We start from the raw sequence: 19044 nt of genomic DNA, 5'->3' as shown, positions 1-19044 counted from the left end.
TACCAGAAATGCACTTTTTTGTTAGTTTTGCCGCACTAATTAATTAAAAACACTTTATATGAAAACAAATTACGCATTGGGGTATTGGTTCATTGCTTTATTTTTAATTTTCTCTTCTTGTAGCAAAGATGAAAATGAAGTTATTGTTGAATCTGAAAAAACTGCTATTGAGCCAGATTTTATTAAAAATGATGGTTCTGAAGGAATAGAAGATGAATTACAATTAGAAGAAGAAGAACCTATCCTTACAACAGACATTAATTCAAAAAGCTACAGACATTGTAACTACACGTTACTTACACCATCAGATGTTGATATTGAAGCTTGTGGTGAAACTACAACTATGCCACTATTAGTTGGATCTAGAAAACTAGAGGTTGGTAGCGTTACCGTATCTAATGATGGTGAAAATTTATACTTAAATTTTGAAGCCAACGATCGTAACCTTATGAAAAAGGTATACATCTATATTGGAGCAAAAGAAAATATACCTTTTTACTCTAATGGATTTCCTAACCTTCGTAAATTTAATTACAAAGCTTTCCCTTATTACTACGGAGGGATGAAAAAAGCTACTTATGTTATTCCATTATCATCAATAGATCTTGATTGTTTTGAAATTGTAGCGTATTCTAAAGTATATAACAAAGACAGTCATTGTTATTATACATCTTTTGCTTATGACAAAACTTTAGATCAACAATATAGTTACTATGGATGGTGGAGCTGTGTTTACTATGGTGATTGGGTAAGATCTTTTGGATATTGCAAACAAGAATGTAAGCCTGAGTGTGTTCAAGCATATGGGTACCATGAAGAGTGTGGAAAATGTGAAAACGACATTTTTAACACTTTCTTTGCCTATACTTTCCTTGATAGTAGAGGTGAAGCAGGAGTTGATATAGAACTAATTATTAACCCTAATGGATGTGATATTACTAATAGTGAAGAAGTAGGTCATATAAACATCTCTTCAATAAGTGAAACTAAATTAAAAATAGAATACCAACTAAGTACTGGCTATGAAATGTGTGGATTAAGTTTTAACTATGGTACTACTAAGTTTAACACTCCAAACAATTATTCTCAACAATTCGATACTGCTACTACTTCATATAGTTTTGAAATTGATAAGCTTACAGGAGCAAACATCTGGTTAGATAGCAAAGCAGAAATTACTCCAAGTAATTAAAAAACATAGACTGTTGTGTCTACAAAGACACTAACTTGTATATGAGTAAAAAAACAGGGGTATGATTTTTAAATCATACCCCTGTTTTCATTTATTAATTTATCTTTTTTCTACAATATTTTACTCCATTGCTTCTGCCATAACATGATACCTTGGATCATCGATATCGTGTTCTATAACACTAGCCAATCGAGGAGAAGCCTTTATCATAAGAGCTTGACACTCTTCACTAAGGTGTTTAATTTTTACTTTCTTTCCTGCATCTTCATATTTTCCTACAAGATTAAAAATAGCTTCTAATGCCGAATGATCACTAACACGTGATTCTATAAAATCGATCTCTACATTTTCAGGATCATTTGCAACATCAAATTTATTATTGAATGCCTGGATACTTCCGAAGAAAAGGGGTCCCCATATTTCATAAACTTTGGTACCATCTTCGAGGATATGTTTTCTTGCACGAATACGTCTTGCATTTTCCCATGCAAATACCAAGGCAGACATAATAACACCTGCGATTACTGCTATTGCCAAATCAAAGAATACAGTTAATGAAGACACCGCTATCAATACAATAGCATCTGCCAAAGGAATTTTATTAAGAATTCTAAAACTAGACCACGCAAAGGTCCCTATGACAACCATAAACATTACCCCAACCAGTGCAGCAATAGGAACTTGCTCAATTAATCCCGAAGCGAATAGGATAAACAACAATAATGTTACAGCAGCCACAATACCAGAAAGCCGAGTTCGCCCACCACCTTTAATATTAATAATTGATTGACCTATCATAGCACAACCTCCCATTCCGCCAAAAAGTCCTGTAATGATATTGGCGCCTCCCTGGGCCATACATTCTCTGTTCGAATTACCCCTGGTTTCGGTTAATTCATCAATCAGATTTAAAGTCATTAATGACTCTATCAATCCAATTGCAGCAAGAATGATCGAATAGGGCGCTATAAAACGAAATGTCTCCCAGGTAAACGGGATTTTCTTAAAAATATCGATCTGAAACTGTGGCAAACCTCCTTTAAGGCCTTCTCCTCCTCCATCTCTAATAAAACTACCTACGGTAGCCACGTCCAACTTTCCTATAATCACTATAGCAGAAACTACAATAATAGCCAATAATGCTTCTGGAAGTTTATTTGTTAATTTGGGTAATCCCCACATGATTAATATCGTAAGCAATACCAGTCCTAGCATTAACAATAATTGATTTGTAGGTAGCCAGGATTTTGCTTTTCCTTTTTTTGCAATACTATAAATCACATTATCTTTATAATTAAAGATTACCTCTTTGGTATTCAGATCAAAAACCTGTCCCTCATACACTATATATTTTCCTTCCTTAGAATCGATATCAGACAATCTATTGTTTTCAAAACTAAACAAAGCTTTATTTGTCGTTATATCATATACAATGTTATCTTCTCTAATTTCAAATTTTTCCTCAAGAGATTCTGTAACGTATTTGTTATTATTAAATACATCTTTCTCAACTTCTTTAAACATCCCTAATTGCGAAAGGAAAATCACAATTGCCAAACCATTTACAAACCCCATCATTACAGGATGCGGAATCAAACGCACGAATTTACCCAGCTTAAACGCTCCGGCAAACATTTGTATAATCCCCATAAGGATAACAGTTGCAAAAAGGTAATATAATCCTAACTCTTCTCCGGGGGCACCCATTTCATTTCCTTCTGCAACCAAGGTAACCATAACAACTGCTAATGCTCCTGTAGCACCAGAGATCATACCTGGTCGACCTCCAAAAACAGAAGTGATCAATCCGATCATAAATGCGGCATACAACCCTACTAACGGATCTACCCCAGCCACAAAGGCAAAGGCAACCGCTTCGGGAACCAGGGCCAATGCTACCGTTAACCCGGATAAAATATCATTTTTAGCATTCGCTACTCTTTTTCTTACAAACTCAGTCATAGTTGTGATATTTTGAGGCTGCAAAAATACAGTTATTTTATAGCTCTACAAGTAAAACAAGCTTCATAATCATATATCTCATAAAATTATATTAAATCCTTACATAGAATTTTAAAACTTGAAATCTTTAGTATATTTAGCCTTCTTATATACAATACGGATGCGAAAAATTACTCTCATTGTTAGCTTTCTAAGCATTATTTCTTGTAATACCTCTGAAAAGCAAAATTCTCAAGATTTTGACTTCACTACTATTTTCGAAAAAAGTAATGGAACCGAAACTCCTACATACCCAGAAGTTATTACATATTATAAAAATTTGGCAGAAACTTATTCTTCAATTCATATACAGGAAATCGGAATGACCGATAGTGGTAATCCCTTGCATATTGTGACACTAAATCCTGATGCTGTTTTTGATTTTGAAAAAATTAGAGAAACAAAACGTGTACTTTTAATTAATAATGGGATTCATCCTGGTGAGAGTGACGGTATTGATGCTACAATGTTGTTGTTTAGAGATATTGCTCAGGGCAAAATTAATGCTCCTTCAACTACAGTTTTGGCAACTATCCCTATATATAATATTGGAGGAGCCTTAAATCGAAATTCAGGAACGAGAACCAACCAAAATGGTCCCAAAACATATGGTTTTAGAGGCAATGCGCGCAACTATGATTTGAATCGGGATTTTATAAAAAATGATACCAAAAATGCACAGACTTTTGCTAAAGTATTTCATTTAACAAAACCTGATGTTTTTATTGATAATCATGTAAGTAACGGTGCAGATTACCAATATACGCTCACTCATTTGTTTACTCAACACAATAAATTAGGTGGTGAATTAGGAAATTATTTACATAAAGAAATGCACCCACAACTAGAAGCATCACTCGAAGTTAAAAAATGGGATATTACGCCCTATGTGAATGTATGGGGAACTACTCCCGAAAAAGGCTGGACTCAGTTTATGGACTCTCCTCGGTATTCTACGGGATATACAACCCTTTGGAATACTTTGGGAATGATGGTAGAGACACATATGTTAAAACCCTACAAACCAAGAGTTGAAGGTACTTATGAACTTATGAAATCTATGATTGAAATCACAGAAAAAGATGGTGCTAAAATTCGTTCATTACGAGAAAAAACCTTTGCCAAACAAGCTAAACAAAAAACATATCCAACACACTGGAAAGTAGATACTACCAAGATTACTAGTTTTGATTTTAAAGGATACGAAGGAGAATATGTGGATAGCGAGATCACAGGAGCAAAACGATTAAAATATCACCAGAACAAACCTTATACAAAAGAAGTAACCTATAAAAACTACTTTACTCCAACCACCGAGATAAGTATCCCACAAGCGTATATTATTCCTCAGGGTAGGTGGAGAGTAATTGAGTTATTAACGCTCAATCAAGTAGAGTTTAAGCCGCTAGAAAAAGATTCTACAATTACTGCCGAAGTATATCATATTAAAGATTATAAGACCAGAACATCGCCTTATGAAGGGCACTATCTACATTATCGGGTTTCGATTAACAAAAATATTGAGAAAGTCACTTTAAAAAAAGGAGATCTCATTGTTAAAACAGATCAAAAAGCTTTTAGATATCTTATGGAAACTTTAGAGCCAGAAGCTCCGGATTCTTTCTTTAATTGGAATTTTTTTGATACTATTCTACAACAGAAAGAAGGGTTTTCTCCTTATGTATGGGAGGATAAAGCCGCAGAATTATTAAGAAACAATAACGAGCTAAGAGTGCAGTTTCTGGACAAAAAAAAAGATACAGCTTTTGCTAATAACTGGTATGCGCAACTAGATTGGATACATAAACAATCTAATAATTATGAAGAAGCACACATGAGATATCCTATATATCGAATTTTGAAATAAACTAAGACAAAGCAAATAGGGACTCTATCTATTGTTTTTGTCCAAACTTGTCAGCCATAAGTTCCCATAATTCGGTATAACCCTGATCATAGCCTAAAGCCCATATTCCTACTCCAGCTAGTTTTTTATGTTTAATCCAATCATATTTGTAGGATAACGAAAGACTATCATCAAACCACAATTGTTTTGTTACTCCTTTTTCTTCATATATACCATACTGTGTAGAACTAATGGTATCAAAACTTATTTTATATTTTTTTGTATCAAGCAATTCTCGCGTTGTGCTATACATATCGTGAGAAATAAATTTTTCGGCTTTGCTTGGTATAAGAGTATTTTGGGTTTTCCACTTATCTCCATAATAAGGCAATCCTACTATTAGCTTGTCTGGCTTAACACCCTCATTCATATAATAATCTACAGAAGATTCAACACTGTGTACCCCCCAAATTTTACTGCTTTTTAATGGAGAAACTGGCCCTGCATGTTCGCTAAACCCTCCATAATAATCATACCCCATAAGTGTATAAAAATCGATGGAAGAATCAATTGTTTTTATATCGAATATTTTATGATAATCAACTGCATATAATGCCACCGAAACCATATAATCAGGATTTACCTTGTGCAATCGATCTGATAATGTAACAATAAATTGATTAAATTCTTTTTTGTCTTTTGATGAGACTCCTTCAAAATCTATGTTTATACCATTTGCTTTTCTATGATCCAATAATACACTTAAACTATCTGCAAGAGTTTTCTGGGCTTTTGGATTCTTTAGAAACTGCGCATTTCTTTTTTCACCAAAATTAGATACAGTGAGAAATACCTTACAATTATTCACTTTTGCACTATCTACCAAAGCAGTTGTTTTCCATTGATGAATATCATCATAGCTTCCTGTCTCGGCATTAACCATATACGAAAAATAGGAAACACCCCATAACAGTGAAAAATTATAACTCTTATAGGCAGATCCTCTAGAAAATATGTGCCACCCAAAAGTTTTATAATCTTTATGAATATTATACCCAGACGCAGGCTTAAAATGATGAGTGACATTATTAAGACTATCCCATTGTTGTTCTGTTGTAAAATTATAGTCAGAAAATTGTGTATAATGTGAATGATTGGGACCTATATATGTGTTCGTAGAATCCGGATCACTAGATATGATTTTTTCTTTACCTTCTTTAGTATTACAGGCAACAGCAAAAAAAAGAATTAGAAAAAGAACTGAGAATATATGAATTTTCATTTTTATTATCGAGTATTAAATTTTAGAACTAATTACTCCTTATCATATAAAAAAGGGAGATAACATACCTCCCTTTTTCATTCTATATTATATCTAGTTGTTATATTAACTCATTACAGGAATTCGTAATGTTTGCCCTGGATAAATTTTATCGGGATGTTCGAGCATTGGTCTGTTTGCTTCAAAAATAACATTGTATTTCATAGGGTCTCCATAAACTTCCTTAGATATTTTTGAAAGTGTATCTCCACTCTTAACCACATGAAATTTAGCCTCAGGCTCTGGATTAGTCACAGTAATATTATCCTCTACACAACCGACACAATCAATATTACCCATTGCTAGAATAATCTTTTCTCTATCTGCATTAGTTTCTGTTTGCCCTGATACGGTTATCATTTCAGAAACAGATACATCAAGACCAGAAACAGGTATACCTAGCCGATCAATTTCGGCTTTTAATAAATCGGTCTTACTTTTTGGCGTTACCGCTTCTTCTTTAACTGCCTCATCTTTAATACCAAACAGCTTTTTTCCTGCTCCTTTAATAAATGAAAATAAACCCATAATGTTTTGTTTTAGTTAGTAATTGATTATATAGTAAAAATATTTTTAATAAAATTAAAAAACAACATTATGACAAATAATCATGTGAAAACAATAGCTTAATATTCGAATAAGAATCCTGCAAAGCTTTTTTAGCTTTTTTAGTATTTTTCCATCTTACCTTGGTAATCCCTTCATTTTTTTGTGGTACTAACTCTCCACTATACTTGGTTTTCATCTCAAACCAGTACGTAACCTTTAGTCTAAACTCTCCATTTCTTTTAAAGATATGATAGCTTCGATACAAGAATTTGGTAATCTCTAATCCCGAAACCCCTGTTTCTTCCTCTACCTCTCTCATTGCAGCGGTTTCCATATCTTCCTTTTTTTCAACTTTACCCTTTGGCAGATCCCATTTTCCATTACGGCGAATAAACAAAATTTCTTTATTTTCATTATACACCTTTCCTCCTCCAGCAACCACTACTGGTAATTTCGAATATAAATGTTCTATTAATTTGTCTTCTTTTTTATGATAGAGATGATATTTTGCTTCTTCATGTATTGCCTCCTTACTTAGAATATCTCTTATAATTGTTGGAAAGCTAGCTTCTTTTATCGGGATCATTTCATAATCCTCGATCGACTTTTTTGTAGACAGAATAATAGGGGTATTATTCACAAAAACTTTATACATTTGCAACTATGATTTTTGATAAAGATACAGCAAAAAAAACTGCTGAACTACTACTGCAAATTAATGCAATTAAATTAAAACCACAAGAACCATTTACTTGGGCATCTGGATGGAAATCTCCTATCTATTGTGATAATCGAATTACACTTTCTTATCCAGAAATTCGGAATTTCCTGAGTAAGCATCTTGCTGAGTTTATAGAAAAAGAATATGGTAAACCCGATGTAATTGCGGGAGTTGCTACAGGCGCTATTGGTATTGGTATTCTGGTTGCAGAACAATTAGACCTTCCTTTTATTTATGTACGCCCTGAGGCGAAGAAACACGGCAGAAAAAACCAAATTGAAGGTATCGTTCCTACCCATAAAAATGTTGTGGTTGTCGAAGATTTAATTAGCACAGGAAAAAGTAGTCTTAACGCTGTAAAAGCACTAAAAGAGGCCGATGCTAACGTAAAAGGAATGGTAGCTATATTTAATTATGGTTTTGATATTGCAGTGCAGAATTTTAAAGAAGCGGCATTGTCTTTGCATACATTAAGTAACTATGAAAATCTTTTGGAACAGGCAGTTGATACTGAATACATTACAAAAGAACAACAACAAACACTACAAAGCTGGAAAACAAATCCTGCCGAGTGGAACATATAACAATTTAATAACATTATGAACTTAGAAAGCCCTACTGTTACTGTAAATAAGACGGCAGAAGATGTATTTAATTTTTTGACTAAAGTTGAAAACTTTGAACAGCTAATGCCAGAAAGTAAGCAAAAATTTGAAAAAATAAGTGATTCCAGATTTCTTTTCCAATTAAAAGGAATGCCAGAATTAGTATTAGATCAAAAAGAAAGTACGAGCCCAGGTCAGGTTGTTCTTGGAGCTGCTAGTGATAAGCTTCCTTTTACATTAACTGCAGATATTGTTGATTCTGGAGATGGAAAAAGCACAGCAAAACTTACTTTTGATGGGCAGTTTAATGCTATGATGTCGATGATGATTAAAAACCCCATCCAGAATTTTATCAATACTCTAATAGAAAATATAGGTAAACTGTAATTAGTATAATAGTTTAATCTCTTTGAGATCAAAATCCGAAATGATTTCATCCTCAATTAAGACTTGAAGCTTACCTTCGTTGGTAATAGTTTTGATAATTCCAACAAAAGATTCGCCTTCTACATCTAAAAATGTAGAGGGTTTGTTTTTTCTAAAAAGTACTGCTTCGTATTCTTTTTTGAGGTTTACAAAATTAGAAACACATAACTCAGAAAATCGTTTTTCTAACTGAACTAATAAAGATTGTAAAACTTCTTCGATATTTAAATTCTGGCCTAAAACTTGTTTTAAAGATCCTGCTTGAGGTAAGTTATCGAATTCTATTTGATTAATATTAATTCCAATCCCAATAATAGCTCCGATCATACTGCCATTCTTTACCACGTTTTCTATCAAAATACCACACAATTTCTGCCTATCTGACAGAATGTCGTTAGGCCATTTTATAGATAATTTAGGTACCATAAGACGATTTAAAGTATCACAAACAGCCAATGATGTAGCTATAGAAACATAAAACTGATCTGTTAACGGTAATCTCTCAATAGGCATAAACACACTACATGTAAGGTTTTCACCTGGGTTACTTTGCCAAATTGTACCCATCTGTCCCTTACCCAATAGTTGCTTTCTTGCTATTACGCAAACTGGAGTTGTAAAATGCTTTTCACGATTCAAGTCTCTTAGAAAAGTATTTGTAGAGTCAATGGCATCAACTTTGATTATATGCATGTATAAGGTGTAAAAGTTTTACAAATGTCCGACTAATACAGACATTAAAATCATAAAAAGTAATAACTTTACACAAATTAAAAAAATGCATGACTAAAAAAGAAATCGGTAACGATCAATTAATTACTCAAATATTAAAAGGTATTGAAGAAGTAAAAGGTAAGGATATTAATATTTTAGATCTCAGAGATATCGAAAATACAGTATGTAACTACTTTGTAATCTGTAACGGAACTTCTAATACGCAAGTAAATGCAATTGTAAGCTCTATCCAAAAAACGGTAAGTAAAGAACTCAAAGATAAACCTTGGCATATCGAAGGTAGTGAAAATGCAGAATGGGTATTAATTGATTATGTTAATGTTGTTGTGCATGTTTTTCAAAAACACATCAGAGAATTCTATGATATAGAAGGACTTTGGGGAGATGCAAAAACTACAGTTATCGAAACGAATTATTAAAAGAACACCGTAAATGGCGAAAGAAAATAAAAAAACAGAACCGAATAAAAAACCAAAGTTTAGTGCATATTGGATTTATGCAATTATTATTGTTGGTTTTTTAATATTGAATTTTATGGGTGGAAGTGGACTAGGATCTGCTCCCACTACTTCTCCTTCTGAATTCCAGGAGTTTTTAAGTAACGGAGAAGTAGAAAAAGTAGTGATTGTAAATCGCCGAAATGCTAAGGTCTTTCTTACCGGTGAAGCTAAATCATTAGATAAGCATCAAAAAAACAAGAGCAAATCCCTATTGCCAGCAAGTCCCAATGACCCTGATTATCAATTTGAATTTGGTGACTTACAGAATTTTGAAAACAAAATTGCCACTATAAAAGAAGAGAATGGATTATCAACCCAGGTAAATTATGATACTGAAAGTAATGTATGGGGAGAAATTTTTATCACCCTCTTACCGTTTGCCCTTATAATCGGAGTATGGATATTCATCATGCGAAGAATGAGTGGTGGTTCTGGTGGTGGTGCCGGAGGGCAAATATTTAATATTGGTAAATCTAAAGCTAAGCTTTTTGATCAAAATACCGAAGTTAAAGTTTCTTTTGAAAATGTAGCTGGATTAGAAGGTGCCAAAGAAGAAGTACAAGAAATTGTAGATTTTCTTAAAAACCCAGAAAAATATACCTCTTTGGGAGGTAAAATCCCTAAAGGAGCTTTACTAGTAGGACCTCCGGGAACTGGTAAAACATTATTAGCAAAAGCTGTAGCTGGCGAGGCAAAAGTGCCATTCTTTTCTCTGTCAGGATCAGATTTTGTAGAAATGTTTGTTGGTGTTGGAGCTTCTCGTGTTCGGGATTTGTTTAAACAAGCAAAAGAGAAATCTCCTGCTATTATTTTTATCGATGAAATTGATGCCGTAGGTAGAGCCAGAGGTAAAAGTAATTTTTCGGGATCTAATGATGAAAGAGAAAACACATTAAACCAGCTACTTACAGAAATGGATGGTTTTGGTACAAATACCAATGTAATTGTTATAGCTGCTACCAACCGTGCAGATGTACTTGATAAAGCATTATTACGTGCCGGTCGTTTTGATCGTCAGATATATGTAGATCTTCCGGATATTCGTGAGCGTAAAGAAATATTTGATGTTCATTTAAAGCCATTAAAGAAAGTTGAAAATGAACTCGACACCGAATTCATGGCAAAACAAACTCCAGGATTCTCTGGTGCTGATATTGCAAACGTATGTAACGAAGCTGCCTTGATTGCCGCAAGAAAAGGTAATAAAGCAGTTGGGAAACAAGATTTTCTTGATGCAGTAGATAGAATTGTAGGAGGATTAGAGAAAAAGAATAAAATTATTACTCCAGAAGAAAAACGAGCTATCGCTTTTCATGAAGCAGGTCACGCAACTGTAAGTTGGATGTTAGAACATGCTGCTCCACTGGTAAAAGTTACTATTGTACCCAGAGGACAATCTCTAGGTGCTGCATGGTATTTACCAGAAGAAAGGCTAATTGTACGACCAAATCAAATGCTTGATGAAATGTGTGCCGCATTAGGAGGTCGTGCTGCAGAAAAAGTTATATTTAATGAAATCTCTACAGGTGCCCTAAGTGACTTAGAAAAAGTGACTAAACAGGCAAGAGCTATGGTTACTGTATATGGATTAAATGATAAAGTAGGAAATCTTACCTACTACGATTCTTCGGGACAAAGTGAATATAATTTTACAAAACCATATAGTGAACAAACCAGTGAACTTATTGATAAAGAAATTTCGAATATAATTGAAGAGCAGTATCAACGTGCAATTAAATTATTAGAAAAAAATAAGGACAAGCTAACAGAATTAGCAGAGGTCTTATTAGAAAAAGAAGTGATTTTTAAAGATAACTTAGAGAAAATTTTTGGCGAAAGACCATTCGGCAAAAAAGAAGAAGAAATCATTAAAGAACCTTCTTAAACATATTATTTTTACTTGTAAATTGAAAAATCTTAACCTAACGGAATATTAGGTTAAGATTTTTTTTATCTTTGGAGGTAATGTAAAACCGTAATTTCCCAATCCCAATCTAAAAAATGAGTCTATTTAGAAGAATATTTTCCTCAAAATCTAAATCAGACCAAAAGAGTAAAGAACGTCACTTAGATGATCGCAGTAAATATATGCCAGAAATCGATCTACCGATTGATGAAAGCTTTATGATAAATTTTAAAAGAAACGGTGGTAAGTTTCTTTATTGTGATGATGAAAATGAAGTCTCTGATTCTTTTGACAAGATTCTTTTGGAAAATGATTGGTATGAGAAAGACGTATGTTGTTTTGATATTGCTTTAGAACATAAATTCTCTGGTTTCAATCTAAATTATGTTAAAAGCTTTTCTGCTTCTTTCTTTTTTGCTACTTGTGAATATTTAATTGCAGATAACGGATCTATATTAGTATCCTCGAACCAACTTAGAGAGAAAAAACTTACCGAGCTTCCTGATAATTTTGTAATCTTAGCTGCTACCAGTCAACTAGTTAAAAGTATTGGCGAGGGATTAAAAGGTATAAAAAATAAAAACAAAAATTCTATTCCTTCTAACATTACTACAATCAAAGATTTTGAACCGCAAAAAGAAAAGGATTTCTTAAGCTATGGAAATAGTTCAAAAAATTTATATTTGCTGCTGCTGGAAGATTTATAATATGAAGGAACTGCTTACAAGATCTTTATCGGGGCTTTTATATGTCTCTATTTTACTACTATGTATATGTATCAATAGATATACCTTTATTGGGATCTTTTTGGTTTTTGGAGTAATTGCTATATATGAATTTCAAAAATTAATTTATCTTAGAAATAAAAGATTGTATGTAATATTTATTACCCTCTTGGCGGTGTTAAACATATTTCAGGATAAGCTATATTTTTATCTTATTCTCCCTGTTTTGACTCTTACCATTATCACAGAATTGTTTTTAGTAAAAGATTTAGTTACGATTCGTATTATCCCAATGTTCGAGAAACGAAAATATCATACCAGTATTTTTTATCTAATCACTTCTATCGTGTTTTTAACTCTTGTACCTTATTATACAGGAGAGTATCAACCTTTCATTATTGCGGGAGCATTTTTAATCACTTGGGTCAATGACACTTTTGCTTATTTGGTGGGTAAAAATTTTGGAAAACATAAATTATTAGAACGAATATCTCCAAAAAAGACTATAGAAGGGTTTATCGGAGGGTTTATTTTCTCATTATTAGCGGGATATTTAATCGCCATATTCACCAATACTTTATCCATAGGCATTTGGTTGATTATAAGCATAATTATGAGTATTTTTGGAACTCTGGGAGACTTAATCCAATCTAAGTTCAAAAGACAGGCTGGAGTTAAAGACAGTGGCACTATAATGCCAGGTCACGGCGGCATATATGACAGATTAGATAGTGTTATATTTGCCAGCCCATTTTTATATGCATTTTTACAAATATTAAAGCATGTTTCATAAAGAAGGATATAAAATAATATCGGTAGCACTTGTATTATTTCTAGGCATTAATTTGGCCTCATACGTAGCTATTCAGATCGATGAATGGCAAATCGCTATATTTTCGGTTACATTAGTATTTCTGATCTTAATTTTGCAATTTTTCAGAAATCCTAAAAGGCATACAACAGTAAATGATAGTACTGTAGTTGCACCTGTTGATGGAAAAGTAGTAGTTATCGAAGAAGTATTCGAAAAAGAGCATTTTAAAGACAATCGTTTACAGGTTTCAATTTTTATGTCTCCGGTAAATGTTCATGTAACACGTCATCCAATAAATGGCGAAGTTATTTTTAGCAAATACCATCCTGGTAAATACCTTGTAGCCTGGCACCCTAAAGCTTCTGAAGAAAATGAAAGAACTACCGTTGTCGTAAAAAATAATAGTATAGAAGTACTTTATCGACAAATAGCAGGAGCACTTGCAAAAAGAATTGTAAATTATGCTAAGGAAGGAGAAAAGGTAGTTCAAGGTTCTGATAGCGGTTTTATTAAGTTTGGATCAAGAGTAGATGTATATTTACCTATAGGAACCGATGTAAATGTTACTTTAAATCAAAAAGTAAAAGGAGGAGAAAGTGTTATTGCTAATCTTTAATCATGACCGAAGAAGAATTAAATATCGCCTTCGATAACGCATATGAGCGCGCCTGCAATACTAAAATACAATTGCCTCCCGATATCATGCTTCATTTCTATGCATATTACAAAAGAGCAACGCATACAGAAGGTTTTTTTACCCCATCAGGAGACAGTGAGCTTAGAAATGCATTTAAATTAAATGCATTTTTTCAAGCAAAAAACCTTACCCCAAAAGAAGCTAAAGAAAAATACATAGAATTGGTAAATAAATATATTATCGACTAATAAAAAAGGCCTTGATTTGATCAAGGCCTTTTTTATGAATCAAACTATCTATCTAATTATGTAAGCTCTTTAGACTTGATTTTATAGTAGCAATTTTAGCTTCAGCATCAGCTTGTTTCTTTTTTTCATTAGCAATAACCTGCTCTGGTGCATTGTTTACAAAACGCTCATTTTGTAATTTTTTCTGAACAGATTTCAAGAAACCTTCTGTATACGATAACTCATCGGTCAACTTTTTAATTTCTTCCTCTACATTTATTGCTCCAGAAATCGGAATAAAATATTCATTAGATTTCACTCTAAAAGAAAGTGCTCCTTCAACCTTTTGATCTACATAATTTAATGTCGACAGGTTTCCGAGCTTACTAATTACCGGATCAAAAGTAGAACTATTGTTTTCGCTATTCAATACAGATAATTCGATGGTTTCTTTAAACGCTATATTTTTCTCCTTTCGTATTGTTCTAATTCCAGAAACCACATCTGCTGCAATCTCAAATTCTGCAATCAAACTTTCATTAACAACTTGTGATGCTGGCCAATTGGCAATAATTAATGCTTCTTCTGGTGTTCTATCTGTGATCTGTTGCCATATTTCTTCAGAAATAAAAGGAACAAAAGGGTGTAAAATCTTTAAATTGTCTTCTAAGATTTTGATTATCTCCTGATAAGTTTTACCATCAATAGGACTACCATAAGCAGGTTTAACCATCTCTAACAACCAGCTACAGAAATCATCCCATACTAATTTATAGGTTGTCATTAAGGCATCACTAATACGATATTTTGCATAGCTATCTTCTAACTCTAACAATGCTTTTTGAAATTTTGAGGCGTACCATGCTATTGCCATAGCCGAAGCTTCTGGTTGATCTATAGTATTATCAACCTCCCAACCAAGAATAAGTTTAGAGGCATTAAATATTTTATTAACAAAGGCACTACCTTGCTTACACAAGTCTTCATCAAACATTAAATCATTTCCTGCAGGAGAACTTAACAACATTCCTACTCTAATACCATCTGCTCCATATTGGTCAATTAAATCTAATGGATTTGGAGAATTACCTAAAGATTTAGACATCTTACGGCGTTTTTTATCTCTTACAATACCAGTAAGGTATACATTGGTAAAAGGTTTTTCTCCTCGATATTCATATCCAGCAATAATCATACGTGCCACCCAAAAGAATAAGATTTCTGGGGCAGTAACCAAGTCATTAGTAGGATAATAGTAATTAATCTCCTTATTATCTGGCTCCAAAATACCGTTAAAAACACTCATAGGCCACAACCAGGAAGAAAACCAGGTATCCAAAGCATCAGGATCCTGAGTAAGATCTGCATTAGTTAACTCTGTATTCCCTGTTTTTTCTTTGGCCAAAATCAAAGCCTCTTCTTTACTTTCTGCTACCACAAAATCTTCCTTACCATCTCCATAGAAATATGCCGGAATTTGATGTCCCCACCATAACTGGCGTGAAATGTTCCAATCTCTAACATTTTCCATCCAGTAACGATAGGTATTTATAAATTTTTCGGGAACTAGGTTTACCTCTTTATTCAAAACAGAATCTAAGGCTGGTTTAGCCAGGTCTTTCATTTTTAAGAACCACTGATCACTTAATTTTGGTTCGATCACAGCTTTGGTACGCTCACTAGTCCCTACTTTATTAAGGTGTGTTTCTGTTTTTGCAAGTGCTCCAATATGTTCTAACTCCTTTACAATCTCTTTACGAACTACAAAACGATCTTTTCCTTCATACTGTAACCCATAAGAGTTTAAGGTAGCATCATCATTAAAAATATCTATAACTTCTAGATTATGTTTATCTCCCAATGTCTTATCGTTAGGATCATGAGCAGGTGTTACTTTAAGGCACCCGGTACCAAACTCCATATCTACATATTCATCTTCGATTATTGGTATAACACGATTAGCAATAGGCACAATGGCTTTTTTACCTTTAAGATGCGTAAATCGATCATCATTTGGGTTAATACAGATTGCAGTATCTCCCATAATTGTCTCTGGACGGGTAGTTGCAATGGTTAGTATATCTTCTGTACCTTCTATTGCATAATTGAGGTAGTATAAATTACCTTGTTTTTCTTCATAGATTACTTCTTCATCAGACAAGGTGGTCTTAGCTTGGGGATCCCAATTTACCATTCTATACCCACGATAAATCAATCCTTTATTATACAGATCTACAAAAACCTTAATTACAGATGCCGACAAGTTGTCATCCATTGTAAAAGCAGTACGTTCCCAATCACAAGAAGCTCCTAGTTTTTTTAACTGTTCCAGGATAATTCCTCCATGCTTATGAGTCCATTCCCAGGCATGTTCTAAAAACTCTTCTCTGGTAAGATCGTTTTTATCAACCCCTTCATCTTTTAGCTTAGCAACAACTTTAGCCTCTGTTGCTATCGAAGCATGGTCTGTTCCCGGTACCCAACACGCATTATACCCTTTTAGACGAGCTCTACGGATTAACACATCCTGAATTGTATTGTTAAGCATATGTCCCATATGCAAAACACCAGTAACATTTGGCGGTGGAATAACAATAGTATACGCTTCTCTTTCATCAACCTCTGAGTGAAAATAGTTATTTTCCATCCAGTAGGCATACCACTTTTCTTCTATCGATTTTGCATCGTATTTTCCTGCTAAAGACATACTTTGGTCTGATTTTTGAATTAAGAAGTGCAAAAGTACTTATTAAAGTATGAAGTACGAAGTTAGAAATATGAAAATTTAAAAAAAACCTGAGTAATGAAATTAAATATTGTGGCTATAAAAATATAATAGTTTATATCATACACTATATGAAATTTTCTAACCTCACACCTCTAGCTTCTGACCTCTTACTTTTGGGTATCATTTTGCAGTTGAATAAAAAGTAAGTACTTTTACGTTTAACAAAAACCTACATCATGAAAAAAATAATGATAATTTTATTTATTGGTTTTCTTGGCACAACCTTATATGCACAGGATACTAATAAAGCGCAAATAAAATTTAAATCCGAAGTTGTTGACTATGGCGAAATCGCCAAAGGTAGTGACGGTGTTCGTCAATTTGAATTTACAAATACAGGAAATGCTCCTTTAGTTATCTCCAGAGTATATTCAAGCTGTGGATGTACCATTCCTAAAAAACCAGAGCAACCAATTGCTCCTGGAGCATCTGGTGTTATCGAAGTTAAATACGATACCAAAAGAGTGGGACCAATTCGCAAAACTATTACAGTAACATCTAATGCAGGAGATACTCCTACAATGGCTATAAAAATTAAAGGAACTGTCCTTGATAAAAGTGTTTTAGAAAAGAAAAACTAGAACTTGTATAATTAATCGTATTAAAAAAGGATACTCTAGAGTATCCTTTTTTATTTTTAGATTACTTTTTTAAGTGAGAAATTATAACTTATTTCTATCCCTAATCGTTCTATTTTCATCTTAATTCTCCTTCCTTCTTCAAAATAAAACATATCATTGAGATCAGAAAGTTTATACCTATATGCGTTTTTACCATTCACTTGCAAAATAACATCTCCTTTTTTTAAACCAGCGAGATCAGCTGGCGAATTAGGTCTAACATCCAAAATTTCGTACTTAGGCTGAAGAATAAAGTTATTTGTCAACTCAATTGTTTTTTGGTTTACCAATTTATTTAACCCCAAATACACTCTATCTTCTTCTTTATAATTTTTTACTGCTGTAAAACCTGTATGCTGAATAGTAAGCCCACTCATATTATAATGAAAAGGTTTATTAAAAAAACTATTCTTTTTAAAAGATATTTTCTGACGGGTATAATCTAAAATAAGATTAAACCTCCTTAGAATATTTCCTCCTAATGACCCTTGCCTGTTATTTAAAGATATCCCTTGTATGTAGATAGAATCTGGAAATGAGGCTGTTACTTCCTTCATTTTAAAATCACCAATATGGAGTTCTTTAATTTTAGTTTTTTCACCATAAATATCTCCACTAAAACCTTTACCCAAAAAATCTCTAAAGGAATTCTCACCAGCATATATCCCTTTTTCTTTATTCTCAAATAACCATAAAGAAGAACCAGAACCCGAATCTAACAAAAGATTGATATCGATCAACCCCTTAGCAGATTCATATTGAGCCGTAATAAAAGGTCTTTTCTTTTTTTCTCTAAAATCAATTTTGGTTTGGTAGCACTTTTTACACTTTTTGTAAGTATACGACCCTGGATTATACATTTTTATATACTGCTTTGAATAATTAATATCCAAAACAAAGTTTTTAATAAAATCATGACCTATAATCCCATGTACAGGAAATCCCATTCTGGGAGAAAAATTAATTGACTCATCCAAAACCAGGTAAATCTTGTGATTAGTACTAACAGCATCACCTATCCTTACTTCGTTATTAATAGATTTTATTGCCTCTACGGGTTCATTATCGCCTAACCCTCTAAGGTAAATTTTTGATGCATTCTTAAGTTCTAAGGAGCTTTTATTATCTACGCTAAATATAATTGTTGACCCTACGCCAGTATCTAAAATAAAGGAAAGTTCGACACCATTTACAACAACAGGAACAACAATGAGGTTGTTTGATAATTCAAATTTAATCTTATCACTTTTTTTCCCAATAGGTAACTGGAAGCTTTCTTGGGCAAAAAGAGCTGTACTAAAGATTAGAAATAATACTAAAATCTTACTTTTAAAAAAATGACAAAAATCTAGTGATAAAATCTTCATTACTCTAAATATAAAAAATATACTTGAAAAACCTACAAACTAAATAGGGATTTACAAATTCGAA

The 19044-nt window shown here is 33.1% G+C and carries 18 protein-coding genes; 11 read left to right on the top strand and 7 right to left on the bottom strand.

Annotated elements, in window-relative coordinates; genetic code table 11:
- The first annotated feature begins 58 nt into the window (after window positions 1-58).
- Window positions 59-1192 carry a hypothetical protein gene (locus tag Z053_RS0119880; RefSeq protein WP_025666726.1) on the top strand — a complete coding sequence of 378 codons (1134 nt, stop codon included), beginning with the start codon at window positions 59-61 and terminating at the stop codon, window positions 1190-1192.
- 120 nt (window positions 1193-1312) lie between these two features.
- On the opposite strand, the gene Z053_RS0119875 is transcribed toward Z053_RS0119880, so the two are convergent.
- Complete coding sequence (locus tag Z053_RS0119875) at window positions 1313-3154, bottom strand: SulP family inorganic anion transporter (RefSeq protein WP_025666725.1); 1842 nt, start codon at window positions 3152-3154, stop codon at window positions 1313-1315.
- Between the two features lie 160 nt (window positions 3155-3314).
- Between Z053_RS0119875 and Z053_RS0119870 the strand changes: the two genes are divergently transcribed.
- Window positions 3315-5060 carry a M14 family metallopeptidase gene (locus Z053_RS0119870; protein WP_025666724.1) on the top strand — a complete coding sequence of 582 codons (1746 nt, stop codon included), beginning with the start codon at window positions 3315-3317 and terminating at the stop codon, window positions 5058-5060.
- A 28-nt stretch (window positions 5061-5088) separates the two neighbouring features.
- On the opposite strand, the gene Z053_RS0119865 is transcribed toward Z053_RS0119870, so the two are convergent.
- From Z053_RS0119865 to Z053_RS0119855, 3 genes are all read right to left on the bottom strand, one after another.
- Entirely contained in the window at window positions 5089-6321 is a 1233-nt protein-coding gene (locus Z053_RS0119865) for a glycosyl hydrolase family 18 protein (RefSeq protein WP_025666723.1), read from the bottom strand.
- A 105-nt stretch (window positions 6322-6426) separates the two neighbouring features.
- Window positions 6427-6888 (bottom strand): peptidoglycan-binding protein LysM, encoded by a 462-nt coding sequence (gene lysM, locus Z053_RS0119860; RefSeq protein ID WP_025666722.1) that lies wholly within the window; start codon window positions 6886-6888, stop codon window positions 6427-6429.
- Between the two features lie 67 nt (window positions 6889-6955).
- A complete protein-coding gene (locus Z053_RS0119855; protein ID WP_025666721.1) occupies window positions 6956-7564 on the bottom strand; it encodes an NUDIX hydrolase in 609 nt (202 codons plus the stop codon).
- 8 nt (window positions 7565-7572) lie between these two features.
- Between Z053_RS0119855 and pyrE the strand changes: the two genes are divergently transcribed.
- Both pyrE and Z053_RS0119845 read left to right on the top strand, forming a co-directional pair.
- Entirely contained in the window at window positions 7573-8214 is a 642-nt protein-coding gene (pyrE, locus tag Z053_RS0119850) for an orotate phosphoribosyltransferase (RefSeq protein WP_025666720.1), read from the top strand.
- A 15-nt stretch (window positions 8215-8229) separates the two neighbouring features.
- The gene (locus tag Z053_RS0119845; protein ID WP_025666719.1) at window positions 8230-8622 is read left to right on the top strand and encodes an orotate phosphoribosyltransferase; all 393 of its coding nucleotides are present in this window, start codon (window positions 8230-8232) and stop codon (window positions 8620-8622) included.
- Here Z053_RS0119845 and Z053_RS0119840 read toward each other — a convergent pair whose 3' ends face one another.
- Window positions 8623-9354, bottom strand: a complete 732-nt coding sequence (locus Z053_RS0119840) for a biotin--[acetyl-CoA-carboxylase] ligase (RefSeq protein WP_025666718.1) — start codon at window positions 9352-9354, stop codon at window positions 8623-8625.
- A gap of 89 nt (window positions 9355-9443) precedes the next feature.
- Between Z053_RS0119840 and rsfS the strand changes: the two genes are divergently transcribed.
- The 6 genes from rsfS to Z053_RS0119810 all read left to right on the top strand — a co-directional run bounded on the left by rsfS (window position 9444) and on the right by Z053_RS0119810 (window position 14226).
- Entirely contained in the window at window positions 9444-9815 is a 372-nt protein-coding gene (rsfS, locus tag Z053_RS0119835) for a ribosome silencing factor (protein ID WP_024770761.1), read from the top strand.
- A gap of 13 nt (window positions 9816-9828) precedes the next feature.
- A complete protein-coding gene (ftsH, locus tag Z053_RS0119830; protein ID WP_025666717.1) occupies window positions 9829-11781 on the top strand; it encodes an ATP-dependent zinc metalloprotease FtsH in 1953 nt (650 codons plus the stop codon).
- A gap of 116 nt (window positions 11782-11897) precedes the next feature.
- On the top strand, window positions 11898-12509 hold the full coding sequence (locus Z053_RS0119825; RefSeq protein ID WP_025666716.1) for an LUD domain-containing protein: 612 nt from the start codon (window positions 11898-11900) through the stop codon (window positions 12507-12509).
- The gene (locus Z053_RS0119820; protein WP_316930201.1) at window positions 12460-13320 is read left to right on the top strand and encodes a phosphatidate cytidylyltransferase; all 861 of its coding nucleotides are present in this window, start codon (window positions 12460-12462) and stop codon (window positions 13318-13320) included. Before Z053_RS0119825 ends, Z053_RS0119820 begins: the two co-directional genes overlap by 50 nt.
- The gene (locus Z053_RS0119815) at window positions 13310-13957 is read left to right on the top strand and encodes a phosphatidylserine decarboxylase family protein (RefSeq protein WP_025666714.1); all 648 of its coding nucleotides are present in this window, start codon (window positions 13310-13312) and stop codon (window positions 13955-13957) included. The genes Z053_RS0119820 and Z053_RS0119815 overlap by 11 nt, the downstream gene beginning before the upstream one ends.
- Window positions 13958-13959: 2 nt before the next feature.
- Entirely contained in the window at window positions 13960-14226 is a 267-nt protein-coding gene (locus tag Z053_RS0119810; RefSeq protein ID WP_025666713.1) for an acyl-CoA-binding protein, read from the top strand.
- A 52-nt stretch (window positions 14227-14278) separates the two neighbouring features.
- Here the strand turns inward: Z053_RS0119810 and Z053_RS0119805 are convergent, their stop codons facing one another.
- Window positions 14279-16912, bottom strand: coding sequence for a valine--tRNA ligase (locus Z053_RS0119805; RefSeq protein ID WP_025666712.1), 2634 nt, complete (start codon window positions 16910-16912; stop codon window positions 14279-14281).
- A gap of 257 nt (window positions 16913-17169) precedes the next feature.
- On the opposite strand from Z053_RS0119805, the gene Z053_RS0119800 reads away from it, so the two are divergent.
- Window positions 17170-17574: a DUF1573 domain-containing protein gene (locus tag Z053_RS0119800; RefSeq protein WP_025666711.1), complete on the top strand. Its 405-nt coding sequence runs from the start codon at window positions 17170-17172 to the stop codon at window positions 17572-17574.
- A gap of 56 nt (window positions 17575-17630) precedes the next feature.
- Here Z053_RS0119800 and Z053_RS0119795 read toward each other — a convergent pair whose 3' ends face one another.
- The gene (locus Z053_RS0119795) at window positions 17631-18980 is read right to left on the bottom strand and encodes an aspartyl protease family protein (protein ID WP_025666710.1); all 1350 of its coding nucleotides are present in this window, start codon (window positions 18978-18980) and stop codon (window positions 17631-17633) included.
- Between the last annotated feature and the right edge of the window lie 64 nt (window positions 18981-19044).

Source organism: Aquimarina megaterium XH134, assembly GCF_000520975.1.
Taxonomy (GTDB): Bacteria; Bacteroidota; Bacteroidia; order Flavobacteriales; family Flavobacteriaceae; genus Aquimarina; species Aquimarina megaterium.
Note: the sequence above shows the minus strand (reverse complement) of the source record. Positions and strands in the feature narration are given on the sequence as shown.